Here is a 21,553-nt window from a genome sequence, read left to right as displayed (position 1 = left end):
AGGCCGGCGAAACTGTTGGTACCGTCACCGTTGATGCTCCAGGCGACGACGTGTTCGTCGACAAGAGCACCCAGACCGTCCAGATCACCGGCACCGACGGCGGCAACTTCGAGAAACTCGTGGTTGCAGGAAACGGCGCAACGACGCAAATCAACGACACCATCGACAAGGTCGATGTGGTCCTGACCGCCACTAAAACTGTGGGCGAAGGCGGCGAGATCGTCTACACCGCGACCTTGGTGGATAAGAACGGCGCGCCGGTGACCAACATCACCAGCCCTGTGACCGTGACTCTGGATAACAACCAGGTCATCACCATCGGTGTGAACCAGTCGAGCGGTACTGTCTCGGTTGTGGCTCCGGATGATGTGTACAAAGGTGATCAAACCGTCACGACCGGTATTAAAGAAGTCACCGGTGGCACGCACTTTGAGAACTTGGTTCCGGGTACTGACAAGGTCACCACGACTGTTACTGATACCCCAGGTACCGATAACACCACCACCGTCACCCTGACCGCGCCAAGCGCCGTCAACGAAGGCGGCACCATCACCTACACCGCCACCTTGAGCAACAAGGCTGACACTGACGTCACCCTGACCCTCGATAACAAACAAACCATCACCATCAAGGCCGGTGAAACCGTCGGTACCGTCACCGTTGATGCTCCAGGCGACGACGTGTTCGTCGACAAGAGCACCCAGACCGTCCAGATCACCGGCACCGACGGCGGCAACTTCGAGAAGCTCGTGGTTGCAGGCAACGGCGCAACGACGCAGATCAACGACACCATCGACAAGGTCGATGTGGTCCTGACCGCCACTAAAACTGTGGGCGAAGGCGGCGAGATCGTCTACACCGCTACCTTGGTGGATAAGAACGGCGCGCCGGTGACCAACATCACCAGCCCTGTGACCGTGACTCTGGACAACAACCAGGTCATCACCATCGGTGTGAATCAGTCGAGCGGGACTGTCTCGGTTGTGGCACCGGATGATGTGTACAAAGGCGACCAGACTGTTACTACCGGCATTAAAGAAGTCACCGGTGGCGAGCACTTTGAAAACCTGGTTCCTGGGACTGACAAAGTCACTACGACTGTCACTGATACCCCAGGTACCGATAACACCACGACCGTGACGCTGACTGCTCCGTCGGAAGTGAGTGAAGGTGGCCAGATCACTTACACCGCCACCTTGAGCAACAAGGCTGACACTGACGTCACCCTGACACTCGATAACAAACAAACCATCACCATCAAGGCCGGTGAAACCGTCGGTACCGTCACCGTTGATGCTCCAGGCGACGACGTGTTCGTCGACAAGAGCACCCAGACCGTCCAGATCACCGGCACCGACGGCGGCAACTTCGAGAAGCTCGTGGTTGCAGGCAACGGCGCAACGACGCAGATCAACGACACCATCGACAAGGTCGATGTGGTCCTGACCGCCACTAAAACTGTGGGCGAAGGCGGCGAGATCGTCTACACCGCTACCTTGGTGGATAAGAACGGCGCGCCGGTGACCAACATCACCAGCCCTGTGACCGTGACTCTGGACAACAACCAGGTCATCACCATCGGTGTGAATCAGTCGAGCGGGACTGTCTCGGTTGTGGCACCGGATGATGTGTACAAAGGCGACCAGACTGTTACTACCGGCATTAAAGAAGTCACCGGTGGCGAGCACTTTGAAAACCTGGTTCCTGGGACTGACAAAGTCACTACGACTGTCACTGATACCCCAGGTACCGATAACACCACGACCGTGACGCTGACTGCTCCGTCGGAAGTGAGTGAAGGTGGCCAGATCACTTACACCGCCACCTTGAGCAACAAGGCTGACACTGACGTCACCCTGACACTCGATAACAAACAAACCATCACCATCAAGGCCGGCGAAACCGTCGGTACCGTCACCGTTGATGCTCCAGGCGACGACGTGTTCGTCGACAAGAGCACCCAGACCGTCCAGATCACCGGCACCGATGGCGGCAACTTCGAGAAGCTCGTGGTTGCAGGCAACGGCGCAACGACGCAAATCAACGACACCATCGACAAGGTCGATGTGGTCCTGACCGCCACCAAAACTGTGGGTGAAGGCGGCGAGATCGTCTACACCGCCACCCTTGTGGATAAAAACGGCGCGCCGGTGACCAACATCACCAACCCTGTGACTGTGACCCTGGACAACAACCAGGTCATCACCATCGGTGTGAACCAGTCGAGCGGTACTGTTTCGGTTGTGGCACCGGATGATGTGTACAAAGGTGATCAAACCGTCACGACCGGTATTAAAGAAGTCACCGGTGGCGAGCACTTTGAAAACCTGGTTCCAGGTACTGACAAAGTCACCACGACTGTCACTGATACCCCAGGTACCGATAACACCACGACAGTGACGCTGACGGCTCCGTCGGAAGTGAGTGAGGGTGGGAAAATCACCTACACCGCTACGCTTTCTAATAAAGCGGATACCGACGTCACCCTGACGCTGGACAACAAGCAAACCATCACCATCAAGGCCGGCGAAACTGTTGGTACCGTCACCGTTGATGCCCCTGGCGATGACGTGTTCGTCGACAAGAGCACCCAGACTGTCCAGATCACCGGGACTGACGGCGGCAACTTCGAGAAGCTCGTGGTTGCAGGAAACGGCGCAACGACGCAAATCAACGACACCATCGACAAGGTCGATGTGGTCCTGACCGCCACTAAAACTGTGGGCGAAGGCGGCGAGATCGTCTACACCGCGACCTTGGTGGATAAGAACGGCGCGCCGGTGACCAACATCACCAGCCCTGTGACCGTGACTCTGGATAACAACCAGGTCATCACCATCGGTGTGAACCAGTCGAGCGGTACTGTTTCGGTTGTGGCACCGGATGATGTGTACAAAGGTGATCAAACCGTCACGACCGGTATTAAAGAAGTCACCGGTGGCGAGCACTTTGAAAACCTGGTTCCAGGTACTGACAAAGTCACCACGACTGTCACTGATACCCCAGGTACCGATAACACCACGACAGTGACGCTGACGGCTCCGTCGGAAGTGAGTGAGGGTGGGAAAATCACCTACACCGCTACGCTTTCTAATAAAGCGGATACCGACGTCACCCTGACGCTGGACAACAAGCAAACCATCACCATCAAGGCCGGCGAAACTGTTGGTACCGTCACCGTTGATGCCCCTGGCGATGACGTGTTCGTTGATAAGAGCACCCAGACCGTCAAGATCACCGGTACTGACGGCGGCAACTTCGAGAAGCTCGTGGTTGCAGGCAACGGCGCAACGACGCAGATCAACGACACCATCGACAAGGTCGATGTGGTCCTGACCGCCACTAAAACTGTGGGCGAAGGCGGCGAGATCGTTTACACCGCTACCTTGGTGGATAAAAACGGCGCGCCGGTGACTAACATCACCAGCCCTGTGACCGTGACCCTGGATAACAACCAGGTCATCACCATTGGTGTGAACCAGTCGAGCGGGACTGTCTCGGTTGTGGCACCGGATGATGTGTACAAAGGCGACCAGACTGTTACTACCGGCATTAAAGAAGTCACCGGTGGCACGCACTTTGAGAACTTGGTTCCGGGTACTGACAAGGTCACCACGACTGTCACTGATACCCCAGGTACCGATAACACCACCACCGTCACCCTGACCGCGCCAAGCGCCGTCAACGAAGGCGGCACCATCACCTACACCGCCACCTTGAGCAACAAGGCCGACACTGACGTCACCTTGACCCTCGATAACAAACAAACCATCACCATCAAGGCCGGTGAAACCGTCGGCACCGTCACCGTTGATGCCCCTGGCGATGACGTGTTCGTCGACAAGAGCACCCAGACCGTCAAGATCACTGGCACCGACGGTGGCAACTTCGAGAAACTCGTGGTTGCAGGCAACGGCGCAACGACGCAGATCAACGACACCATCGACAAGGTCGATGTAGTGCTGACCGCGACCAAAACCGTGGGTGAAGGCGGCCAGATCGTCTACACCGCCACCCTTGTGGATAAAAACGGCGCGCCGGTGACCAACATCACCAACCCTGTGACTGTGACCCTGGATAACAACCAGGTCATCACCATCGGTGTGAACCAGTCGAGCGGGACTGTCTCGGTTGTGGCTCCGGATGATGTGTACAAAGGCGACCAGACTGTTACTACCGGCATTAAAGAAGTCACCGGTGGCACGCACTTTGAGAACCTGGTTCCTGGGACTGACAAGGTCACTACGACTGTCACTGACACACCGGGCACCGATAACACCACTACCGTCACCCTGACCGCGCCAAGCGCCGTCAACGAAGGCGGCACCATCACCTACACCGCCACCTTGAGCAACAAGGCTGACACTGACGTCACCTTGACCCTCGATAACAAGCAAACCATCACCATCAAGGCCGGTGAAACTGTCGGCACCGTGACGGTGAACGCCCCTGGCGATGACGTGTTCATCGACAAGAGCACCCAGACCGTCAAGATCACCGGTACTGACGGTGGCAACTTCGAGAAACTCGTGGTTGCAGGCAACGGCGCAACGACGCAGATCAACGACACCATCGACGAAGTGAAGGTTGTGCTGACCGCCACCACCAGCGTCGCCGAAGGTGGCCAGATCGTCTACACCGCCAGCCTCGTGGACAAAAACGGTGCGGCCGTGACCAACGTGGGTTCCGACCTGGTGATCAAGTTGGACAACGACTTGATCATTACCATCGGTAATGGCAAGACCAGCAGTACCGCCAACTTCACCGCGCCGAATGACTTCTACGTGGGCGCCAAGGATATTTCCGCCAAGATCACTAACGTGGTCAGCGGTGGCGACAAGTATGAAAACCTGATCCCGGTCGGTACTCCGGTAGTCACCAAGGTGACGGACGTGACGAGCAACACCGTGATCAGTATCGCGGGCGATACCTCGGTGACCGAAGGCCAGACCGCTCATTACACGCTGAACCTGACCCAGCCGGCAGCCACCGAAGTCACGGTGACCCTCTCGTATAAAGGTGTGGCCCAGGACGGTTCGGACTTCAACGGCGTGTACACCGTGAAGATTCCAGCCGGCCAAAGCACTGCGACGTTCGATATCAAGACCATCGACGACAAGCTGACCGAGCCTACGGAGAAGTTCGAGATCAGCATCTCCGGTACCTCCGGCGGTAACTTCGAGAACCTGGTTGTCAGCACCACCAACGGTAAAATCGAAACGTCGATCATCGATAACGATGCACCACCGACCATCGACCTGGATGCCAACAACTCCAGCGGCGCCACCGGGAACGACTTCAAGACCACGTTCACCGAGGGCGGCACTGGCGTGTCGATTGCTGACACCGACATCCGCATCACCGACCCGGACAGCACCCAACTGACTGGCGCCACGGTGGTGCTGACCAATACTCAGCCGAACGACTTGCTGGACTACAGCAAGGTCAGCGGTATGAACGTGACCTCGGTCACGGATCCTGTCACCGGCAAGATCACCCTGACCCTGACCGGGACGGCGTCGCTGGCTGACTACATGCAGCAGATCAAGAACATCACGTTCAGCAACAGCAGCGAAGACCCGAGCACCACGCCACGGACCATCACCGTGACCGTGACCGACGGCGGCAACTACTCGAACGTAGCGACCACCACAGTCAACGTAGTGGCGGTCAACGACGCACCGGTTGCCACTGGCGGCGCCGTCACCGGCACCGAAGACACATCGCTGAAGCTGACTTGGGCCAATTTCGGGGTCACCGATGTGGATTCCCCTCAGGCCAGCCTCGGGGTGAAAATCACCGAGCTGCCGGTCGCTGGCAAGCTGCAGTACCTGGCAGCGGACGGCACCACCTGGACCAACGTGACAGCCGGCCAGACCTTCACCAAGGCGCAGATCGACGGCGGCCAGTTGCGCTTCACGCCAAACGCCAACGAATCCGGAGCCGACGGCTACGGCGGCACCGGTGTGGGCAACAAGCAGGCTGACTACGCACAGTTCAAGTTCCAGCCAACCGATGGCAAGGACCTGGGCACCAGCGCTACCGTGAAAGTCGACATCACCCCGGTTGCGGATGCGCCGACGTTGAGCGTTGCCGATAACAACATCGCATCGGTAGGCCTGACCAAGCAGAGCTGGAACAGCATTGCGAACCTGGGCAGCAACGGTAATGGCGCCTCGGCAACCGAGCTGAAAAATGCGATCAATAAAGCTGGCACACCTAACAGCACGACGATTTCGACTGACGTCACGTCAACCGCAGACGTAGCAGCCGGTGCCGGATCGAAGACTTCTGGCCTGATCTACCTGGAAGCAGGCAAGTCCTATACCTTCAGTGGCTACGGCGATGACAGCATCCTGGTCAACATCGGGGGTAAAGACGTGGCCAGCGGTACATGGGGTTCGAACTCCGGCCAGTTCAGCGGCACGTTCATCCCGACCAGCAATGGCTACTACAGCATCGATATTTACCACGCGAACCAGGCAGGTGCCGGTAGCTATGACGTCAACCTGTCGGTCAACGGTGGGGCGGCGACGAACCTGAGTAATACCAACATCCCGATCTACACCGGGGTCAACGACCTGATCAACGCAGGTGCCCAGGTGTCTGACCTGCACGGCACCAACGGCCAGGGCTACTACGACGCGTATAAGCTCAACGAAGGGCTGGAAAACGGCACGGTCAAACTGACCAAGGTCACCACCGGCCTGACCGATACCGACGGTTCGGAAACCCTGAGCGTGAAGATTGGCAGCATCCCGGTGGGCGCAGTGCTCAGCGATGGTGCCGGGCATACCTTTACGGCTACCAATGGCCAGACCGAAGTCAATGTCACCGGTTGGGACCTCAATAATTTGAGCCTCAAACCGCTGCCTTACACCAGCGGCCAGTACAACCTGACCGTGACGTCGACCTCCACCGAAAGCCTCGGCGGCTCGGCCACAACCGTGGCCAATGTGCCTGTCAAGGTGTACCCGGCCACCTATAGCGGGAGCACGGCGACTTCGGGCGATGACAACGTCATCGGTAGCAGCAGCAACGACATCATCGTGGCGGACGTTTCTGGCCTGAACGTGGTACAGGGCAAGAACTACAACATCGCGTTCATGATCGATACGTCGGGCAGTATGGGTTCGGACTCGGTAGCGGCGGCGAAAACCTCGCTGACCACCGTGTTCAACTCACTGAAAAACAGTATCGGCTCCAGCACCTCTGGCACCGTGAACATCTTCCTGGCGGACTTCAGTGACCAGGTCAATCGCACGGTTACAGTCAACCTGAAAGACCCGGGTGCACTGGATGCGCTGCAGAAAGTCCTGGATAAGATGGTGTCGACCGGCGGCACCAACTACGAAGACGTGTTCAAGGCGGCATCCAACTTCTTCAAAAGTGGCCTGGCGACTGGCAACACTGGCGCAATCAACACCACATATTTCATCACTGATGGTGAACCGACGTTCTATCAGCGTGCTGAGCAGACCAACCCGACCTTGTACGGCAACGTCAAGCTTGATGACGTCGTTAACATGAACAACTACACCTTAGGTACCGCCACCCGGATCAATATCGAGTCGAATATCTCCCTTGAGATCAACTCTGTCGGTAAGGTGACCCTCTGGTACTACGGCACAGCGTACGACCGGGGGACCATCCACGCCCAAGGGGATGGCACCTATGAGACATCCGTTCGTGACGGTTATGGCAGCTACACCGATACAGCCACCGCTACCAACTCGCAGAACGCGTTCGCACTGCTCAAAGGCCTGTCCACAGGTGGCGTAGAAGCCATCGGCCTTAAAAGCGGGGTCGGCCTGGAGCAGTTGGCACCGTACGACAGCGACAACAAGCCACAAGCCAACATCGATCCCAAGGACCTGGCCAACGCCATCCTCGGGAGCAGCGAGGCTACCCTGCCGGGTGCCGACCGTGTCGATGGGGGTGACGGCAACGACATCCTGTTCGGCGACCTGGTGAGCTTCCCGGGCATTACCGGCGAGGGCTATAACGCCATCCAGACCTACGTGGCAGGGAAAAACGGCGTGGCGGTTGCTGCTGTCACCGGCCAGGATGTGCACAAGTACATCACCGAGCACTACAACGAGTTCAACACCTCGGGTGCCAAGGACGGTAATGACACCCTGCTGGGTGGCTCGGGTGATGACATCCTGTTCGGCCAGGGCGGCAACGACTACCTGGACGGGGGCAAGGGCAACGACATCCTGTTGGGCGGTACGGGTAACGACACGCTGATCGGCGGCCAGGGCAATGACATCCTGATCGGCGGCACTGGTGCCGATACCTTTGTCTGGAGATCCGGTGACGTCGGCAACGACGTGATCAAGGACTTCAAGGCCTCGGAAGGCGACCGTATCGACCTGCGTGACCTGCTCAAGGGTGAAACCGACAGCACCATCGACAACTTCCTGAAGTTGACCACGGTGGATAACGTGACCACGCTGCAGATCAGTTCCGAAGGCAAGCTCAACGCCGCCGGTGGCCTGGCCAATGCGGATGTGACGATCAAGCTGGAAGGTAACAACTGGTCCGGCCAGACGATCAATTCGTTGATCAGTGGTGCTGACCCGACCATCAAGGTCGATCACACCTAATGAACCAATGACCCGGCCGCCTCTTGAGGCGGCCGATTCATTTGCGGCCACCGTTCACTGGCATGGGGCAACGATTGCACGGCATACTCACGTCCAATCGCGCTCCGTTGGCCTATGCTGCTGACAGGCTGTCGTCAGTTCTCCTCATGAGGGATGTTCAATGTTCTACGTGCAACGTGATGCACAGGGTGAGCTGATTCGCGCCGAAGCGGTTGCCTTCGCCGAATCGACCGGCACCCTGCCCGCGGATCATCATGAGATCCAGGCCTGGTTTGCCAATGAAGAAGCGGAGCTGAGCCTCAAGCAGCTCAAGCACAGTGACTCGGAGATGATCCGGGTGCTGGAAGACTTGATTCAGGTGCTGATCCAGAAAGGCGTGATCAACCTCACGGACCTGCCGGTTGCCGCGCAAGCCAAGCTCAAGGATCGCAGCCACGCACGGGAATCACTGGGTGGCCTGAGCCACCTGATCAATGATGATGAGACCGGCCTGATCTGAGGCCGGCCACGGCCTCAGCGCCAGGGCGCCGGCTCGCCAAACAGCTGGCCCTGCACGCCAAAAATCCCCATCTCGCGAATCACCTGCAACTCACCCTCGGTTTCGACCCGCTCGGCAATCAGCGGCAAGTCGATGCTGTGGGCTGCGCGCTGGATAGCTTCGATAAACAGGCGCTTGTCGCTTTCCTGGTCGATGTCGCGGATGTAGCTGCCATCGATCTTCAGGTAGGCCAGGCCCAGGCGCGCCAGGTTGCCGATCATGCTGAAGCGCCCGCCAAAGCGTTGCAGGCTGAGGGAGAAGTTCAGCTCTCGCAGACGCTGGGTCAACTGCTCCAGTACCGCCTGTTCGGGCAGTTGCTCTTCACCGATTTCCAGGGTCAGGCGCGGGCCCAGGTTGGAATGCTGACGCAGCAGGTCGAACACGCGGTTCAGGGCTTGGGGGTCTGCCAGCGTGGCCGCAGACAGGTTCAGGGCCAACGAATGTTCATGGCTGGCCATCTGCTTGAGCACCAGCTCGAGCATCAGTCGGTCCAGACGCGCCGACCAGCCAAACCGCTCCAGCCAAGGCAGGAAACGGCCGGCCGGGATGGTGTGGCCCTGATCGTCCACCAAACGCGAGAGCACTTTGTAGTGCAGGATCAGTTGCGGATCCTGGGCGGCCACCACCGGCTGGAAGTACAGCTCGAAGCGTTGCTGGCTCAGCGCCAGGTCCAACAGTGAGTGCCAGGCATGATGATCGTCGCCGACGCTGGCGGCAGCGCTGTGGTCCAGGCACACCCAACTCACGTCACCCAGGGTTTCGGCCTGCGCCAATGCCTGGTCGGCCAGGGTCAGCAGGGCCTGGGGGGAATCACCGTGACTGAACGGCGCCAGGCCGATACAGGCAACCGGCGAAACGTCACTGGCGCCGGTGGCTTGCAGGCTTTGCAGGGTGCTTTCCAGGTTCTGCGCCAGCTGCATCGCCTCTTCACGCATCAGCCCCGGCGCCAGCACGGCAAACTCGCCGCCGCGGATGCGCGTAATCAGGTTGTGGGTTTCCGGGTACGGCTCGCACTGGCGCAGCAGTTGTTCGCCGACTGCCTGCAGCAGCTGGTCGGTGCGCTGGCCACCGAGGCGCTGGTTGAGGCCGGCCAGGTCCTTGACCCGCAGCACCAGCAGGTAGCCTGAGCTGGTTTCTTCGGGGTTGCTGACCCGGGCATTGAGTTGCATCTCGAAATAACGACGGTTGGCCAGGCCCGTGAGGTTGTCCTGATAGGATTCCACCCGCAGTTTTTCGCTGCGCTCGGCCTGTTCCTGGAACAGCGCCTTGAGCTTTTCCACCATCTGGTTCATCGCCTGTACCACGCGGCGCAGCTCCGGGGTGCGCGGCAGATCCGGCAGGCTCAGGAACTCACGACGGGCAATGGCATGGGACTGTTTGACCATATAGTCCAGAGGCTTGAGTTGCCGGCGCAGTAACAGCGCACCCAGCACCGCACTGACGGCGCCGCACAGCAGCAGCCAGCCCAGGCTGCCCAGGGCGCTCTGCCACAGCTTGGCCAGGGCGAACATCGGATGGCTGACCACCTCGACCCGCGCCGCCTGCTCCCAGCCACGGCTGACCAGGGCGTCGCCGCCGGCCGGTTCCAGGCCGATCAACTTGACGAACCAGTTGGGCACGCCGTTGTTGTCGGGGATACCACTGCGCTCGACAATGACCTGGTCATTGGTCACGTCGACCACGCGGATGCTCGCGTAATAACCGCTGTCGAAGATCGAGCTGACCAGCAGTTCGACCATCGCCGGGTCGTCGATATTGGGCGTCAGGGACAGCGCCAGGGCGGTCGCCGCGTCCTGCGCGTGGGAGCGCAGTTGGTTCACGTATTGGGTACGCGAACTTTCCAGGCTGACCATGAAGCTGCCGCTGAAGGCGACCACCAGGAACAGACAGATAGCGATCAACAGCTGTTTGAACAGTGACATCTGAACAGTTACTCCTAGTTGGCCGGCTCGGCTGGGAAGCCTTCCGCCCGCATTTTTTTCAACACATCCTGCCAGCGCGACAGGCGCTTGGTGTCGCCGACCTTTTTGTTGCCTTTGGCGCCGGGCAGGTACAAGCCTTCGGCGTTGAAGGAGTAGACCGGCAGCAAGTCGGTCCGTTGGCTGGCAGGCTGGATCTCGTCGATCAGGCTGTCGAGTACCAGTGGCATGGCCTCTGGCGTCGAATAATAGGTCAAGACCATATGGGCGCGATTCTGCCGCAATGCCTTGACGTAGGTAATGCGCAATTTGTCGCTGGAGACGCCCAGGTGTCGCAGGCTGAAATACTTGGCAATGGCATAGTCTTCACAATCGCCGGCGCCCTTCCACAGGGCTTCGATGGGCGTCTCCCAATAATCGACCTGGCTCCATAAGTCGACATCTTCGACATAGCGCACCCGCTTGTTGAAGAACAGGTTGACCACCTTGAGCTGCTCCAACTCGCTGCCTTGTTTTTGCGTGGCCAGCAGCCGCTGCCAGTCGTCGATACGCTGCTGGCCCGCGCCCAGCGGTCCATAAAGCGCTGTAGCGCGCCGGCTGATCTGGGAAAAATCCCAATCGGCATGCAGCCCGCCAGGCAGTAAGCCAGCCAGCAGCAGCGCTGAAAACAGCCAGCACAGGATCCGCGAGGGAGTAAAACGTACCGCCAATGGCTTCAGTCCGTAGAAAGAGACGGAGAATCATTCGATGGTGAAGGGTCAGTCGGCAAAAGACAATGGCACAGTGCAATCACCCAGCGTCCACTCAGCTAAAGCAATCGCACTTGTAAGACGCCCGCCAGCCATAATGTGCGATGTAAAACCGCGCTGTTGAGTCGCTTACAAAGGGAAACTTTGCCTGTTTGACAAGCCTGCATGCAATCTCTAGTGTTCTTTGGATCCAATTAGCCAAAACCCATTCCAACAAGAAAGGAGGATAGCGTAGTCGTGACGCACAAGCCGAACCCTTTGAGCAGCATCAAGATCAGTGGGCCCATTCCCGCTCACCTCGCGCGCTCCGTTATTGAAGAAACATTGCGCAACGCCATACTGGATGGTCGCCTGCCCTGCGGCACCGCCATGCGCCAGCAAGAGCTGGCCAGCCTGTTCGGGGTCAGCCGGATGCCGGTGCGCGAAGCCCTGCGCCAGCTGGAGGCACAATCGCTGTTGCATGTGGTAACCCATAAAGGCGCCGTGGTTGCTCCGCTGATTGAAGATAACTCGGCGGAGACCTACGCCCTGCGTATTCTCCTGGAGTCGGAAGCACTGCGCTTGTCTATCCCATTACTCACCCAGAGCGATATCGAGCAGGCGGGTGCCTTGATCGACACCCTTGAGTGCGAAACCGACTACACCGAAATCGGCCGGCTCAACCGCCTGTTTCACATGGCGTTGTATGGCAAGGCACCCAACCAGCGGTTGTTGAACCTGGTGGAACACGGGCTGAACGAGGAGGAGCGGTTCCTGCGCTTCAACCTTGAAGCCATGGGACTGGGCAAAACCTCCCAGGAGGACCATCGCGAGCTGCTGAATCTGGTCGCGCAGAAAAAAGTCGAGCAGAGCGTGCTGACGCTGCGTAATCACCTGATGCGCGGCATGGAAGTGATCACTCAATACCTCAACAGCATTGAACAGGACAACGACAAAGGTCCGCGTTGACTTCTCCCGGCTTTAGCCGCCCAGTGCGCGACCTGGATGACCAGGCGCCGCACACGCCCAAAGCCGGTCCATGCCTGCCGTCACCCTCCTGGATGGTTGCGCCAACAGACTCGATATCGACCGATAGGAACCTGCAGCGTTGCAAAGCAATAATGGATCAAACCCTGCCCGTTAAGTCCACCCACATAAAACTCGCAAACAACAAGGAAAGTTCCCACCCCGAACAGTAAGTTCAACTGCAGCATTTCCCTTCCTGCAAAAAAACCTTATACAACTCAGAAAGTATTTGAACACTTAACCAAGTGATTATTCTTTAATTGGTCTTGGCACTCCATTCGAACGCGTAGGCACAGGCTTAGGCATAGCTGTGGACGACGCGCGCTCCAACAAGAATAGGATGCTTTGTCACTACCTGTTGCTTGCCGGGCAACGAAGTACTCGCCAACAACCCACGCTTGGTTCTAAACAAACTTTTTATTTGAGTCGGCATAACGACTTATAGGCATTAACTATGTTTCAACTACAAGAACTACTTAGACATAAAAAACAACAATTACATGAACATCCGATTTTCCTGGAAATCAATTCTTTCCCGCAACTACAACACTTTATGCAAAACCATGTGTTCGCCGTCTGGGACTTCATGACCCTGACCAAACGCCTGCAACAGGACCTGACCTGCATCCGCCTGCCCTGGCTGCCGCCGACAGACCCACAGGCGGCGCGGCTGATCAACGAAATTGTCCTGGATGAGGAATCAGACCAGCGCCAGGGCATCGGGCACAGCAGTCACTTCGAACTGTATCTGGAGGCCATGCGCGAGGTGGGAGCCTGCACCATCACCATCGAACGATTCATCGCGTTGCAGCATGAGGGAGCAAGCGTCGACAGCGCCTTGGCACAGATCACCATTGATCCTGCGGTAGAGCGCTTTGTGCGGCACACCCTGGACGTCGCCTTGAACGCACCGACCCATTGTGTCGCCGCGACCTTCCTGCATGGCCGCGAAAGTGTCATCCCGGCGATGTTCAAGCGCCTCCTGGAAGGCTGCGATGTCGCTCATCGGCAAGCCCCCAGCTTGTGCTATTACCTGCAGCGGCACATCGAGCTGGACGCCCAGGGTCATGAACCGGCCGCAGAACACCTGCTACAGCGGCTGATCCAGGCAGATCCCCTGCGCGAACAACAGGCCTGGAATGCTGCCATCAGCGCCGTAGAGAGCCGCATCGCCCTGTGGGACGGCCTGCGCCGGCACGCAGGATGCCAGGAGGTGAGCCTGTGACCGCTGCCGACTACCGCTCATTCGCGACCGACTGGGAGCAGCAGGCGACCATCCGTACTCGCCCGCGTCGCCTGCTGGAAGATGACGACAAGTTGATCTATCCCCTATGTCGTCAACCGTTGGTGCTCAGTGCAGGCTTTCTGGAGCATTGTCCGCAGTGGCGCGAGTTTGTCCTGGTGCAGACGTTCTACAAATTCATCAACGACGTGGTGATCTTTGAAACCGAGATCGTCGATAAAACCGCGAGGAGCATCGCCAAGAATCGCTTTTCAATCCCCTTCCCTGTGGCCTGCCGCTACGCCGCCATGACCGTGGTGGTCGATGAGGATTACCACGCCCTCGTTGCCCTGGACTTCATGCAGCAAACGCAGGAGAAGACGGGTATTGCGCCGCTGGCGCTACCTGCGGCCATCGAGTTGAGCCGTGCCATACCCAGCGCGCAGGCCCACGTACCGGCGCATCTGCGTGATGCCGTGGAGCTGATCGGCGTGGCGATTGCCGAGAACACAGTCACCCATGACGTGGCGGCGTTTGCCAAGGATGACAGCGTCAAACAGTCGGTAAGGGGGTTGATGGCCGACCATCTGGCTGATGAGGGCCGCCACGCCAGCTTCTGGACCGGCCTGGTGCGGCTCTACTGGCAAACAGCAAGCGAAGCAGACCGCCACTGTCTCGCCCAGATGCTGCCGATCTTCCTGCAGCACTATTTGACCAGTGACCTGCAAAGGGACTTCGACCTGCTGTTGATCGACCATCTGGATATCAGTCCCTCCGTCCGCGAAGCTTTGCGGGTCGAGGTAAATGCCCTGGCCTTTCCCATCACCCGCCAGCACCCGCTGATCAGCAACATCATGGGTTTCCTGCGCCGCAGCGGGCTGCTGCAAACACCCTGCGTCGCCCAGGCGATGAGCGCGTATCTGCCCGTATCCGGGAGCCCGTCATGAGACGCCTTGGGATTAGGCTGGTCGGTACCAGTACGGCCTTGCACGAGCTGACGCAGGCCCTGGAACCCTATGGTCATGACCTTGGTGCGCAGGAGCCGGCCATCGACTTGCTGATTGAAGACGGCACTCAGCCCGTCGCCCAGGATTCGCCCGGCATGGTCGTGATGAGCCTGCGCCTGGCCATCGGCCCCTTGAGCGAGTGCGGCCTGCCGGCCCTGCAAATACGCTGCTATGACCGCGTATCGCAACTGCAGGCCGTGCTGGATGTAGCACCGCCAGCCTGCGGCAACGGTCAACAACTGCGACGCCAGGCGGTGACACAGTTGGTCGAGTGGATTGTGCGGCAGGTCAGCGGCTTCGCGCGCAACCCCGGACATTTTGCCCAACGTGCGAGCGCCTCCCCCCTTCCAGAGCAAAGCCTGCAAGGCCTGGAGGGGCTGGCCTACCTGCATCGCCTTAACCGGACCGATGAGCCGGCGCTGCTGCAAAAAGCCCGGACGCCGCTGGTCAAACAGTTGGAACACAGCTTGCGGGTCTTCGCCGATAGGCCGGCCCTGGAGATCGCCGGCCTCAGCCTGAGTTATCGACGCCTGTTGCGGCACAGCCTGGCGATCCAGCAGGTTTTGCGGCCGTTGCTCGGGCCTGGGCAGGTGCCCGTGGTCGGTATTTGCCTGGGCAAGTCGGTTGAGTTGTATGCCAGCATTCTGGCGATTCTTGGCTGCGGCGCGGTCTATCTGCCATTGGAGCCGGGCCATCCGCTGCCGCGCCAGCGGGCCATGCTGGAGAATGCAGGGGCCACGGTGTTGCTCGATGACGGCCAACATCCGTTGCGCGAGCATTTCACTGGGGTGGATGTCAGCGGCATAGACAGCCGGCACATGGACGAGCGCTGCCCCCTGGCCCTGACGTTACCCTCGATTGATAGCGCCAGCATGGTGCTCTACACCTCCGGCACCACCGGCCAGCCCAAGGGCGTTTTGCTCAGCCAGCAGAACCTGGCCCATTTCTCGGCGTGGTACAGCCAGTATGTCGAGCTCAGTGAGCACAGCCGCGTACTGCAATTTTCTTCCTTGAGTTTTGACTCTTCACTGATCGACCTTTTTCCGGCCCTGAGCCAGGGCGCGACCCTGATTGTTCCCAGCGAAGAACAGCGTCGCGACCCTCGCCAGTTGGTGGAACTGATCCGGCAACGGCGCATCACCCATGCCTTCCTGCCACCTGCGCTGTTGAGCCTGCTGCCGATGGATCGGCCGCTGGGCCTGGAGCACCTGCTGACCGGCGGTGATATCTGTGAGCCCCATGTCATTGAGCAAATGGCCGGGCAATGCGCCCTGCACAACCTGTATGGCCCGACGGAGGCCACGGTGCTGGTCAGCAGCCGGCGGATGCGGGCTGACGACAGCAATCTCAACCTCGGCATGCCCATCGCCAACAGTCAGGTGCTGATCCTCGACGAGCAGCGCCGACCGGTTGAGGATCAGGTGGTTGGCGAGCTGTACATCGCAGGCCCTGGAGTAAGCCTTGGGTATGTGAACCAGCCACGGCAGACCGCCGAGCACTTTGTGCACCTTGCGCTGCCTGATGGCCGAACCCTGCGCACCTATCGCACGGGAGACATGGCGAAATGGACTGCAGAGGGCATCGAACTGGTCGGGCGCCAGGACCAGCAGGTGAAGATCCGCGGTTTTCGGGTCGAGCCCCAGGAGATTGAGCAGTGTTTGCGCGCCAGCCAGTTGTTTCGCCAGGTGGCGGTGGTGATTAATCGTGAGCGAAGAATTCTCGTGTTCGTGGCACACGCTGATCCCAGCTATTCGGGCGCGGCCCTGGCAGCGCTCAAGCAACACGCCAGGCAAACGCTGCCGGACTATATGCAGCCGACCGTATTCACTGAGTTGACGAGCCTGCCCTATGGCAGCAATGGCAAAGTTGATCGCCAGGCATTGCAGGCACTGGTCGTGCAGGCCGTCTCGGATAACCCCCATTGCCTCCCCCAAACGCCGGTGGAAGCGCAATTGCTGGACCTGTGGAGTGAGCTGCTGGGGTTGCCGGTCAACGAGATCTCGACTGACGACAGTTTTTTCCATCTCGGCGGTCACTCCATTCTGCTTTCGACCATGCTCCTGCGGATTCGCGAGTTGTACGGACGCAGCCTGCCCCTCAACCGGTTTATCGAAGCGCCAACGGTGCAGACACTCGCGGCGTTGATGGGCGACAGCGCGCCGGGGACGGCGCCCACCGCCCGGGCGATAAGCGATGCACTACGCCCGCTGGATATCCCCGTGCTGCAAGGGGCGCGTGCCGGCGATCGCCACAAGGCTATCGTGACCGGCGCCAACAGCTTTTTGGGTATACATATCGTCGAAGCCTTGCTGGTGGCCGGAGCGACAGAAGTCGCCTGCCTGGTTCGCGAAAACCCAGGACAATCGGCCGCCATACGGTTTGCCGACGCCATGCGTGAATACCGCCTGGAACACCTGGACCTGAGCCGCGTACGGGTATACACCGCTGACCTGCGCCAACCTCGTTTAGGCCTGGAGGCACATGCATATGAACGCCTCGCCCGCCAGTTCGGGGTGCTGGTACACAGCGCGGCCCACGTCAATCACGTCATGGACTACGCATCGCTGGCCAAGGACAACGTGGAGCCGGTCATTGAATGCCTGCGCCTGTGCGAAACCCATTGCAAGAAAGTGCTCAATTTCGTCTCCACACTATCCGCGTCGAGTAGCGTTGGGGCCGACGGGCAAGTGCTTGAAGCGCCGGCGGCAAGCACCCCACCGCTGTACATCAAGAACGGCTACAACCTGTCCAAATGGGTGGCCGAACGTCTATTGGGGCGTGCCGCCGGACAAGGTGCCTGGATCAATATCTATCGACCCGGGAACATCAGTTTCAATAGCCACAACGGTGTCTGCCAACCCCACAAGAACCGCCTGCTGCTGATGCTCAAGGGATCGCTGCAGCTGGGCCGGGTGCCACGCCTGGGCTTGAACTTCGACCTGATGCCGGTGGATTTCCTGGCACGGTTCATTGCCTTCCACAGTGGCAACTACGTTGCCGAGCGTAGCGTCTTCAACCTGCACAATCCGCAGCCCCTGAGGTGGGAAACCTACGTGGAGTCGTTTCGCCAGGCAGGTCATGCGTTCGAGTTGGTGAGCGTCGCGGATTGGCAGCACCATCTGCGCGAAGTAGGTCGCGAGAATGCCCTTTTCGGTGTGCTCGGGTTCTACCTCAATGGGCTGGGAGAAGACATCGGCGATATTTCGATGATTCGCCATGAGAACGCACGCCATGGCGTCGAACAAATGGGTGTGCAGTATCCCGAAAAAGCACCCGAGTTATTACGCAGAGGATGCCAATACCTCAATGCCATCGGCTTTCTGTGACCCCCGCCTTCAGGAAATACTTATGAGACAGCTGCAACCCGATACGTTGATCAAAAACCCCTTGGGCAGGCCTGTGGTGTCATCTGTGGTGATTGCCTGCAGCGCCGATGAGCTATGGGCGGTCGTGGGGCGTTTCGAGGGATTTGACGCGTTCATTCCTGCCCTGGCCCGTATCAGCATGACGGGCAGCGGGGTGGGATCGCTACGCAAGAAATGGTTCCACGATGGCAATATCGTCGTGGAACAGCTCAACAGCCACGATGCGCGGACGATGCACATGACGTGGACGACGATCTATAACACCTTGGGCGTGGCCCGACTGTGGGCGGCAATGGGTGTTGAGTCGCTTGAGGGGCAACAAGCGCGGGCGACCTGGACCATCATCGCCGAGCCCGTTGATGCCCGCGATAAAAAGGGGTTTGAACAGTTTATCCAGGACTTCGCCGACAGTGCGCTGGATAACGTACGCCGGTTGCTTGGCTGAAAAAAATGGCGCAGTGCACTGCTGCACTGCGCCACATTTACCCCGTGGTGATCAGATCTTGAAACTGTCGACCAACTGCTTCAAGCGATTGGCTTGTTGTGACAGCGCGTCACAGTCTTTCAAGGTCTCGTTGAGGTTGGCCACACCTTGCTGGTTCAGCAGGTTGATCTGGTTGATATCAACATTGAGGGTTTCCACCACGGCAGTCTGTTCCTCAGTGGCTGCCGCCACCGATTGGTTCATGCCATCAATCTCGACGATTCGCTGGGTCACGCTGATCAAGCGCTCACCGGCCTGGTTGGCAACCTCGACACTTTCTTCGCTGGACACCTGACTGGCGTTCATTGTGGTGACCGCTTCGCGTGAACCGATCTGCAACGAGGTGATCATCTTGTGGATCTCCTCCGCCGATTCCTGGGTACGGTGAGCCAGGTTGCGCACCTCGTCGGCGACCACGGCAAAGCCACGGCCGGCTTCACCGGCACGGGCCGCTTCAATGGCGGCATTGAGGGCCAGCAGGTTGGTTTGCTGAGAGATGCCTTTGATCACATCAAGAATGTGGCCAATGTTGTCGGTACTGGCATTCAAGGTTTCGATCTGCGTGCAGGACAAGCTGATCTTCTGCGACAGCTCGGACATCGCCAGGATGGTTTTCTCCACCACTTGGCGACCGTCATCGGCTTGCTCGCTGGCGCCACTGGCGTGTTGCGAGGCGTCAGCGGCGTTACGGGCGATTTCCTGGGTGGCGGCACCCAGTTCGTTAATGGCCGCAGCAACGCTGTTGGTACGGGCGCTCTGCTCGTCGGAGCCGATGATCGAGGCGTTGGACGATGCCATCACGCGCTGGGAAAGATCGTGTACATGCCTGGTCGCCGAAGACACTTCGCTGATCGAGGCATGGATACGCTCGACAAACTGGTTGAACGCACTACCCAGCTCACCGAATTCATCTTTGCTTTCCACGACCAGGCGGCGGGTCAGGTCACCCTCGCCTTGAGCAATGTCCTGCATCGCGCGGCCCATGGTGGTCAGTGGGCGCATCAGCACCTGGATCAACAGGCTCAGCAACACGGCAATCGCTGTGACGGCAATAAACATCGCGATCAAAGCGGAGGTGCGGAATTTACCCAGGGGGGCGTAGGCTTTGTCTTTGTCGATCGACAGGCCTATGTACCAATCTGCACCCGGCAAGCCGCTGATCGGGGTGAAGGACAGGATGCGGTCCTGACCATTGAGGACGACATCCTGATTAACCTTCTCAATCCGGACACCGCTGCCTGGGTAGATATCCTTGAGGTTTTTCATTACCTGCTCTTGGTCAGGGCTGACGATTACCTGCCCATCGCCGCTGACCAGGAACGCGTGGCCAATCCCGCCGAAGTCCACCGAGTTGATGATCTTCACCAGGGTTTGCAGGCTCAAGTCGCCACCCACTACACCCAGCAGCTCACCATTTTTCTTGACCGGCATCGCGATGGTGACGATCAAACCACCGACGGCGGCCATATAAGGCGGCGTCAGCATGGGTTTGTCGGCAGCGACCGCTTGCTTGTACCACGGGCGCTGACGCGGATCGTAGCCTTCAGGCATTTTTGCGTCAGGACGCTGAGTGAAGACACCGTTGGTTGAGCCAACGTAGGTGAACTGGAAGTTCGAGGTGAACGCCGGTTGATCAACCAGGCCGGGGAGGTCGGCGTTTGCGCCTTGATGAGCAACGTTCTGCGCAAGGTTCTCCAGGACCAGTATCCGGCCACTGAGCCAGTTCTGCACACTGCTGGCAGTCAGGTCACCCGACTGCTCAATAGATGACTCCAGATTTTGCCTGATGGTGTTGCGCTGCAGGTAGTCGTTGTACAACGTAAACAGCGCGAAGGCCAAAACCACAACGCCTGACGCGGCCAACAGAATTTTATGACTGAACTTGAGATTCATTTCATCGACTTCTTTTTGCCAAAAGGGGGTGAGCGTGCCGAATGCAACGTTCCATGTACGGTATAGGCGGACTCTACGACCGCTCTATTTCAGTGCACGCATGGCTCATCAGGCTTTCGGCCAAGGTTGGATAAATCTTAGGAATTTGTGGGATACATCTTCTTTTTATGCAGGAAACTGACAGGCGGTCAGCAGAGGACACATAAGCCCCCAAAACGACAAAACCCCCGTCTGCGTTAACAGACGGGGGTTTCGGAATTTGATCTTGACGATGACCTACTCTCACATGGGGAAACCCCACACTACCATCGGCGATGCATCGTTTCACTGCTGAGTTCGGGATGGGATCAGGTGGTTCCAATGCTCTATGGTCGTCAAGAAATTCTGTGTACCAGAGCGTTGCACTAGCAACGCTCCAGTGAAATTCATGGACTTCTACATAAACAAAACCCCTGTTTGCGTTAGCAAACAGGGGTTCTGGAATTTAATCTTGACGATGACCTACTCTCACATGGGGAAACCCCACACTACCATCGGCGATGCATCGTTTCACTACTGAGTTCGGGATGGGATCAGGTGGTTCCAATGCTCTATGGTCGTCAAGAAATTCGGGTACTGAGTCGTGACCAAATGGCCTCGCTTCAGCAAATTGGGTATGTGACAGCTTTCGGTGTTTTGTGAGATTCGAACTTTCGGTTCATTTCGTCTTCACACACCGCAATCTGATGCTTTTGCTTGTTTCCAAGTCAAGAGTAGTCAAAT

10 protein-coding genes and 2 rRNA genes are annotated in these 21,553 nt (G+C 58.5%); 7 read left to right on the top strand and 5 right to left on the bottom strand.

All coding sequences use genetic code 11. The features are described 5' to 3' along the window. Both HBO24_RS29075 and HBO24_RS29070 read left to right on the top strand, forming a co-directional pair. Nucleotides 1–8,609 (top strand): immunoglobulin-like domain-containing protein (locus tag HBO24_RS29075; RefSeq protein WP_346343270.1); only part of this gene is annotated, 8,609 nt, incomplete at its 5' end. Nucleotides 8,610–8,769: 160 nt separating this feature from the next. Further along, nucleotides 8,770–9,108: a hypothetical protein gene (locus HBO24_RS29070; protein WP_057441348.1), complete on the top strand. Its 339-nt coding sequence runs from the start codon at nucleotides 8,770–8,772 to the stop codon at nucleotides 9,106–9,108. Nucleotides 9,109–9,122: 14 nt separating this feature from the next. Here the strand turns inward: HBO24_RS29070 and lapD are convergent, their stop codons facing one another. Beyond that, complete coding sequence (lapD, locus tag HBO24_RS29065; RefSeq protein WP_057957931.1) at nucleotides 9,123–11,069, bottom strand: cyclic di-GMP receptor LapD; 1,947 nt, start codon at nucleotides 11,067–11,069, stop codon at nucleotides 9,123–9,125. 14 nt (nucleotides 11,070–11,083) lie between these two features. Further along, on the bottom strand, nucleotides 11,084–11,776 hold the full coding sequence (gene lapG / locus HBO24_RS29060) for a cysteine protease LapG (RefSeq protein WP_057441344.1): 693 nt from the start codon (nucleotides 11,774–11,776) through the stop codon (nucleotides 11,084–11,086). A gap of 276 nt (nucleotides 11,777–12,052) precedes the next feature. Here lapG and HBO24_RS29055 point away from each other — a divergent pair, with 276 nt between their 5' ends. The 5 genes from HBO24_RS29055 to HBO24_RS29035 all read left to right on the top strand — a co-directional run bounded on the left by HBO24_RS29055 (nucleotide 12,053) and on the right by HBO24_RS29035 (nucleotide 18,859). Beyond that, nucleotides 12,053–12,763, top strand: coding sequence for a GntR family transcriptional regulator (locus HBO24_RS29055; RefSeq protein ID WP_057957930.1), 711 nt, complete (start codon nucleotides 12,053–12,055; stop codon nucleotides 12,761–12,763). A gap of 511 nt (nucleotides 12,764–13,274) precedes the next feature. Further along, on the top strand, nucleotides 13,275–14,045 hold the full coding sequence (locus HBO24_RS29050) for a DUF3050 domain-containing protein (RefSeq protein WP_170060825.1): 771 nt from the start codon (nucleotides 13,275–13,277) through the stop codon (nucleotides 14,043–14,045). Continuing rightward, the gene (locus HBO24_RS29045; RefSeq protein WP_057957928.1) at nucleotides 14,042–14,989 is read left to right on the top strand and encodes a diiron oxygenase; all 948 of its coding nucleotides are present in this window, start codon (nucleotides 14,042–14,044) and stop codon (nucleotides 14,987–14,989) included. Before HBO24_RS29050 ends, HBO24_RS29045 begins: the two co-directional genes overlap by 4 nt. After that, nucleotides 14,986–18,375 (top strand): amino acid adenylation domain-containing protein, encoded by a 3,390-nt coding sequence (locus HBO24_RS29040; RefSeq protein WP_170060824.1) that lies wholly within the window; start codon nucleotides 14,986–14,988, stop codon nucleotides 18,373–18,375. The genes HBO24_RS29045 and HBO24_RS29040 overlap by 4 nt, the downstream gene beginning before the upstream one ends. 22 nt (nucleotides 18,376–18,397) lie before the next feature. Further along, nucleotides 18,398–18,859, top strand: coding sequence for an SRPBCC family protein (locus HBO24_RS29035; protein ID WP_057441338.1), 462 nt, complete (start codon nucleotides 18,398–18,400; stop codon nucleotides 18,857–18,859). 51 nt (nucleotides 18,860–18,910) lie between these two features. Here HBO24_RS29035 and HBO24_RS29030 read toward each other — a convergent pair whose 3' ends face one another. The 3 genes from HBO24_RS29030 to rrf (HBO24_RS29020) all read right to left on the bottom strand — a co-directional run bounded on the left by HBO24_RS29030 (nucleotide 18,911) and on the right by rrf (HBO24_RS29020) (nucleotide 21,395). After that, complete coding sequence (locus tag HBO24_RS29030) at nucleotides 18,911–20,791, bottom strand: methyl-accepting chemotaxis protein (protein WP_057441336.1); 1,881 nt, start codon at nucleotides 20,789–20,791, stop codon at nucleotides 18,911–18,913. Nucleotides 20,792–21,054: 263 nt separating this feature from the next. Continuing rightward, nucleotides 21,055–21,170 (bottom strand): 5S ribosomal RNA (gene rrf, locus HBO24_RS29025). Nucleotides 21,171–21,279: 109 nt separating this feature from the next. Next, nucleotides 21,280–21,395: ribosomal RNA gene (gene rrf / locus HBO24_RS29020) — 5S ribosomal RNA — on the bottom strand. Between the last annotated feature and the right edge of the window lie 158 nt (nucleotides 21,396–21,553).

Origin of the sequence: Pseudomonas sp. WS 5410 (assembly GCF_012985645.1) — a bacterium.
Taxonomy (GTDB): Bacteria; Pseudomonadota; Gammaproteobacteria; order Pseudomonadales; family Pseudomonadaceae; genus Aquipseudomonas; species Aquipseudomonas shahriarae.
Note: the sequence above shows the minus strand (reverse complement) of the source record. Positions and strands in the feature narration are given on the sequence as shown.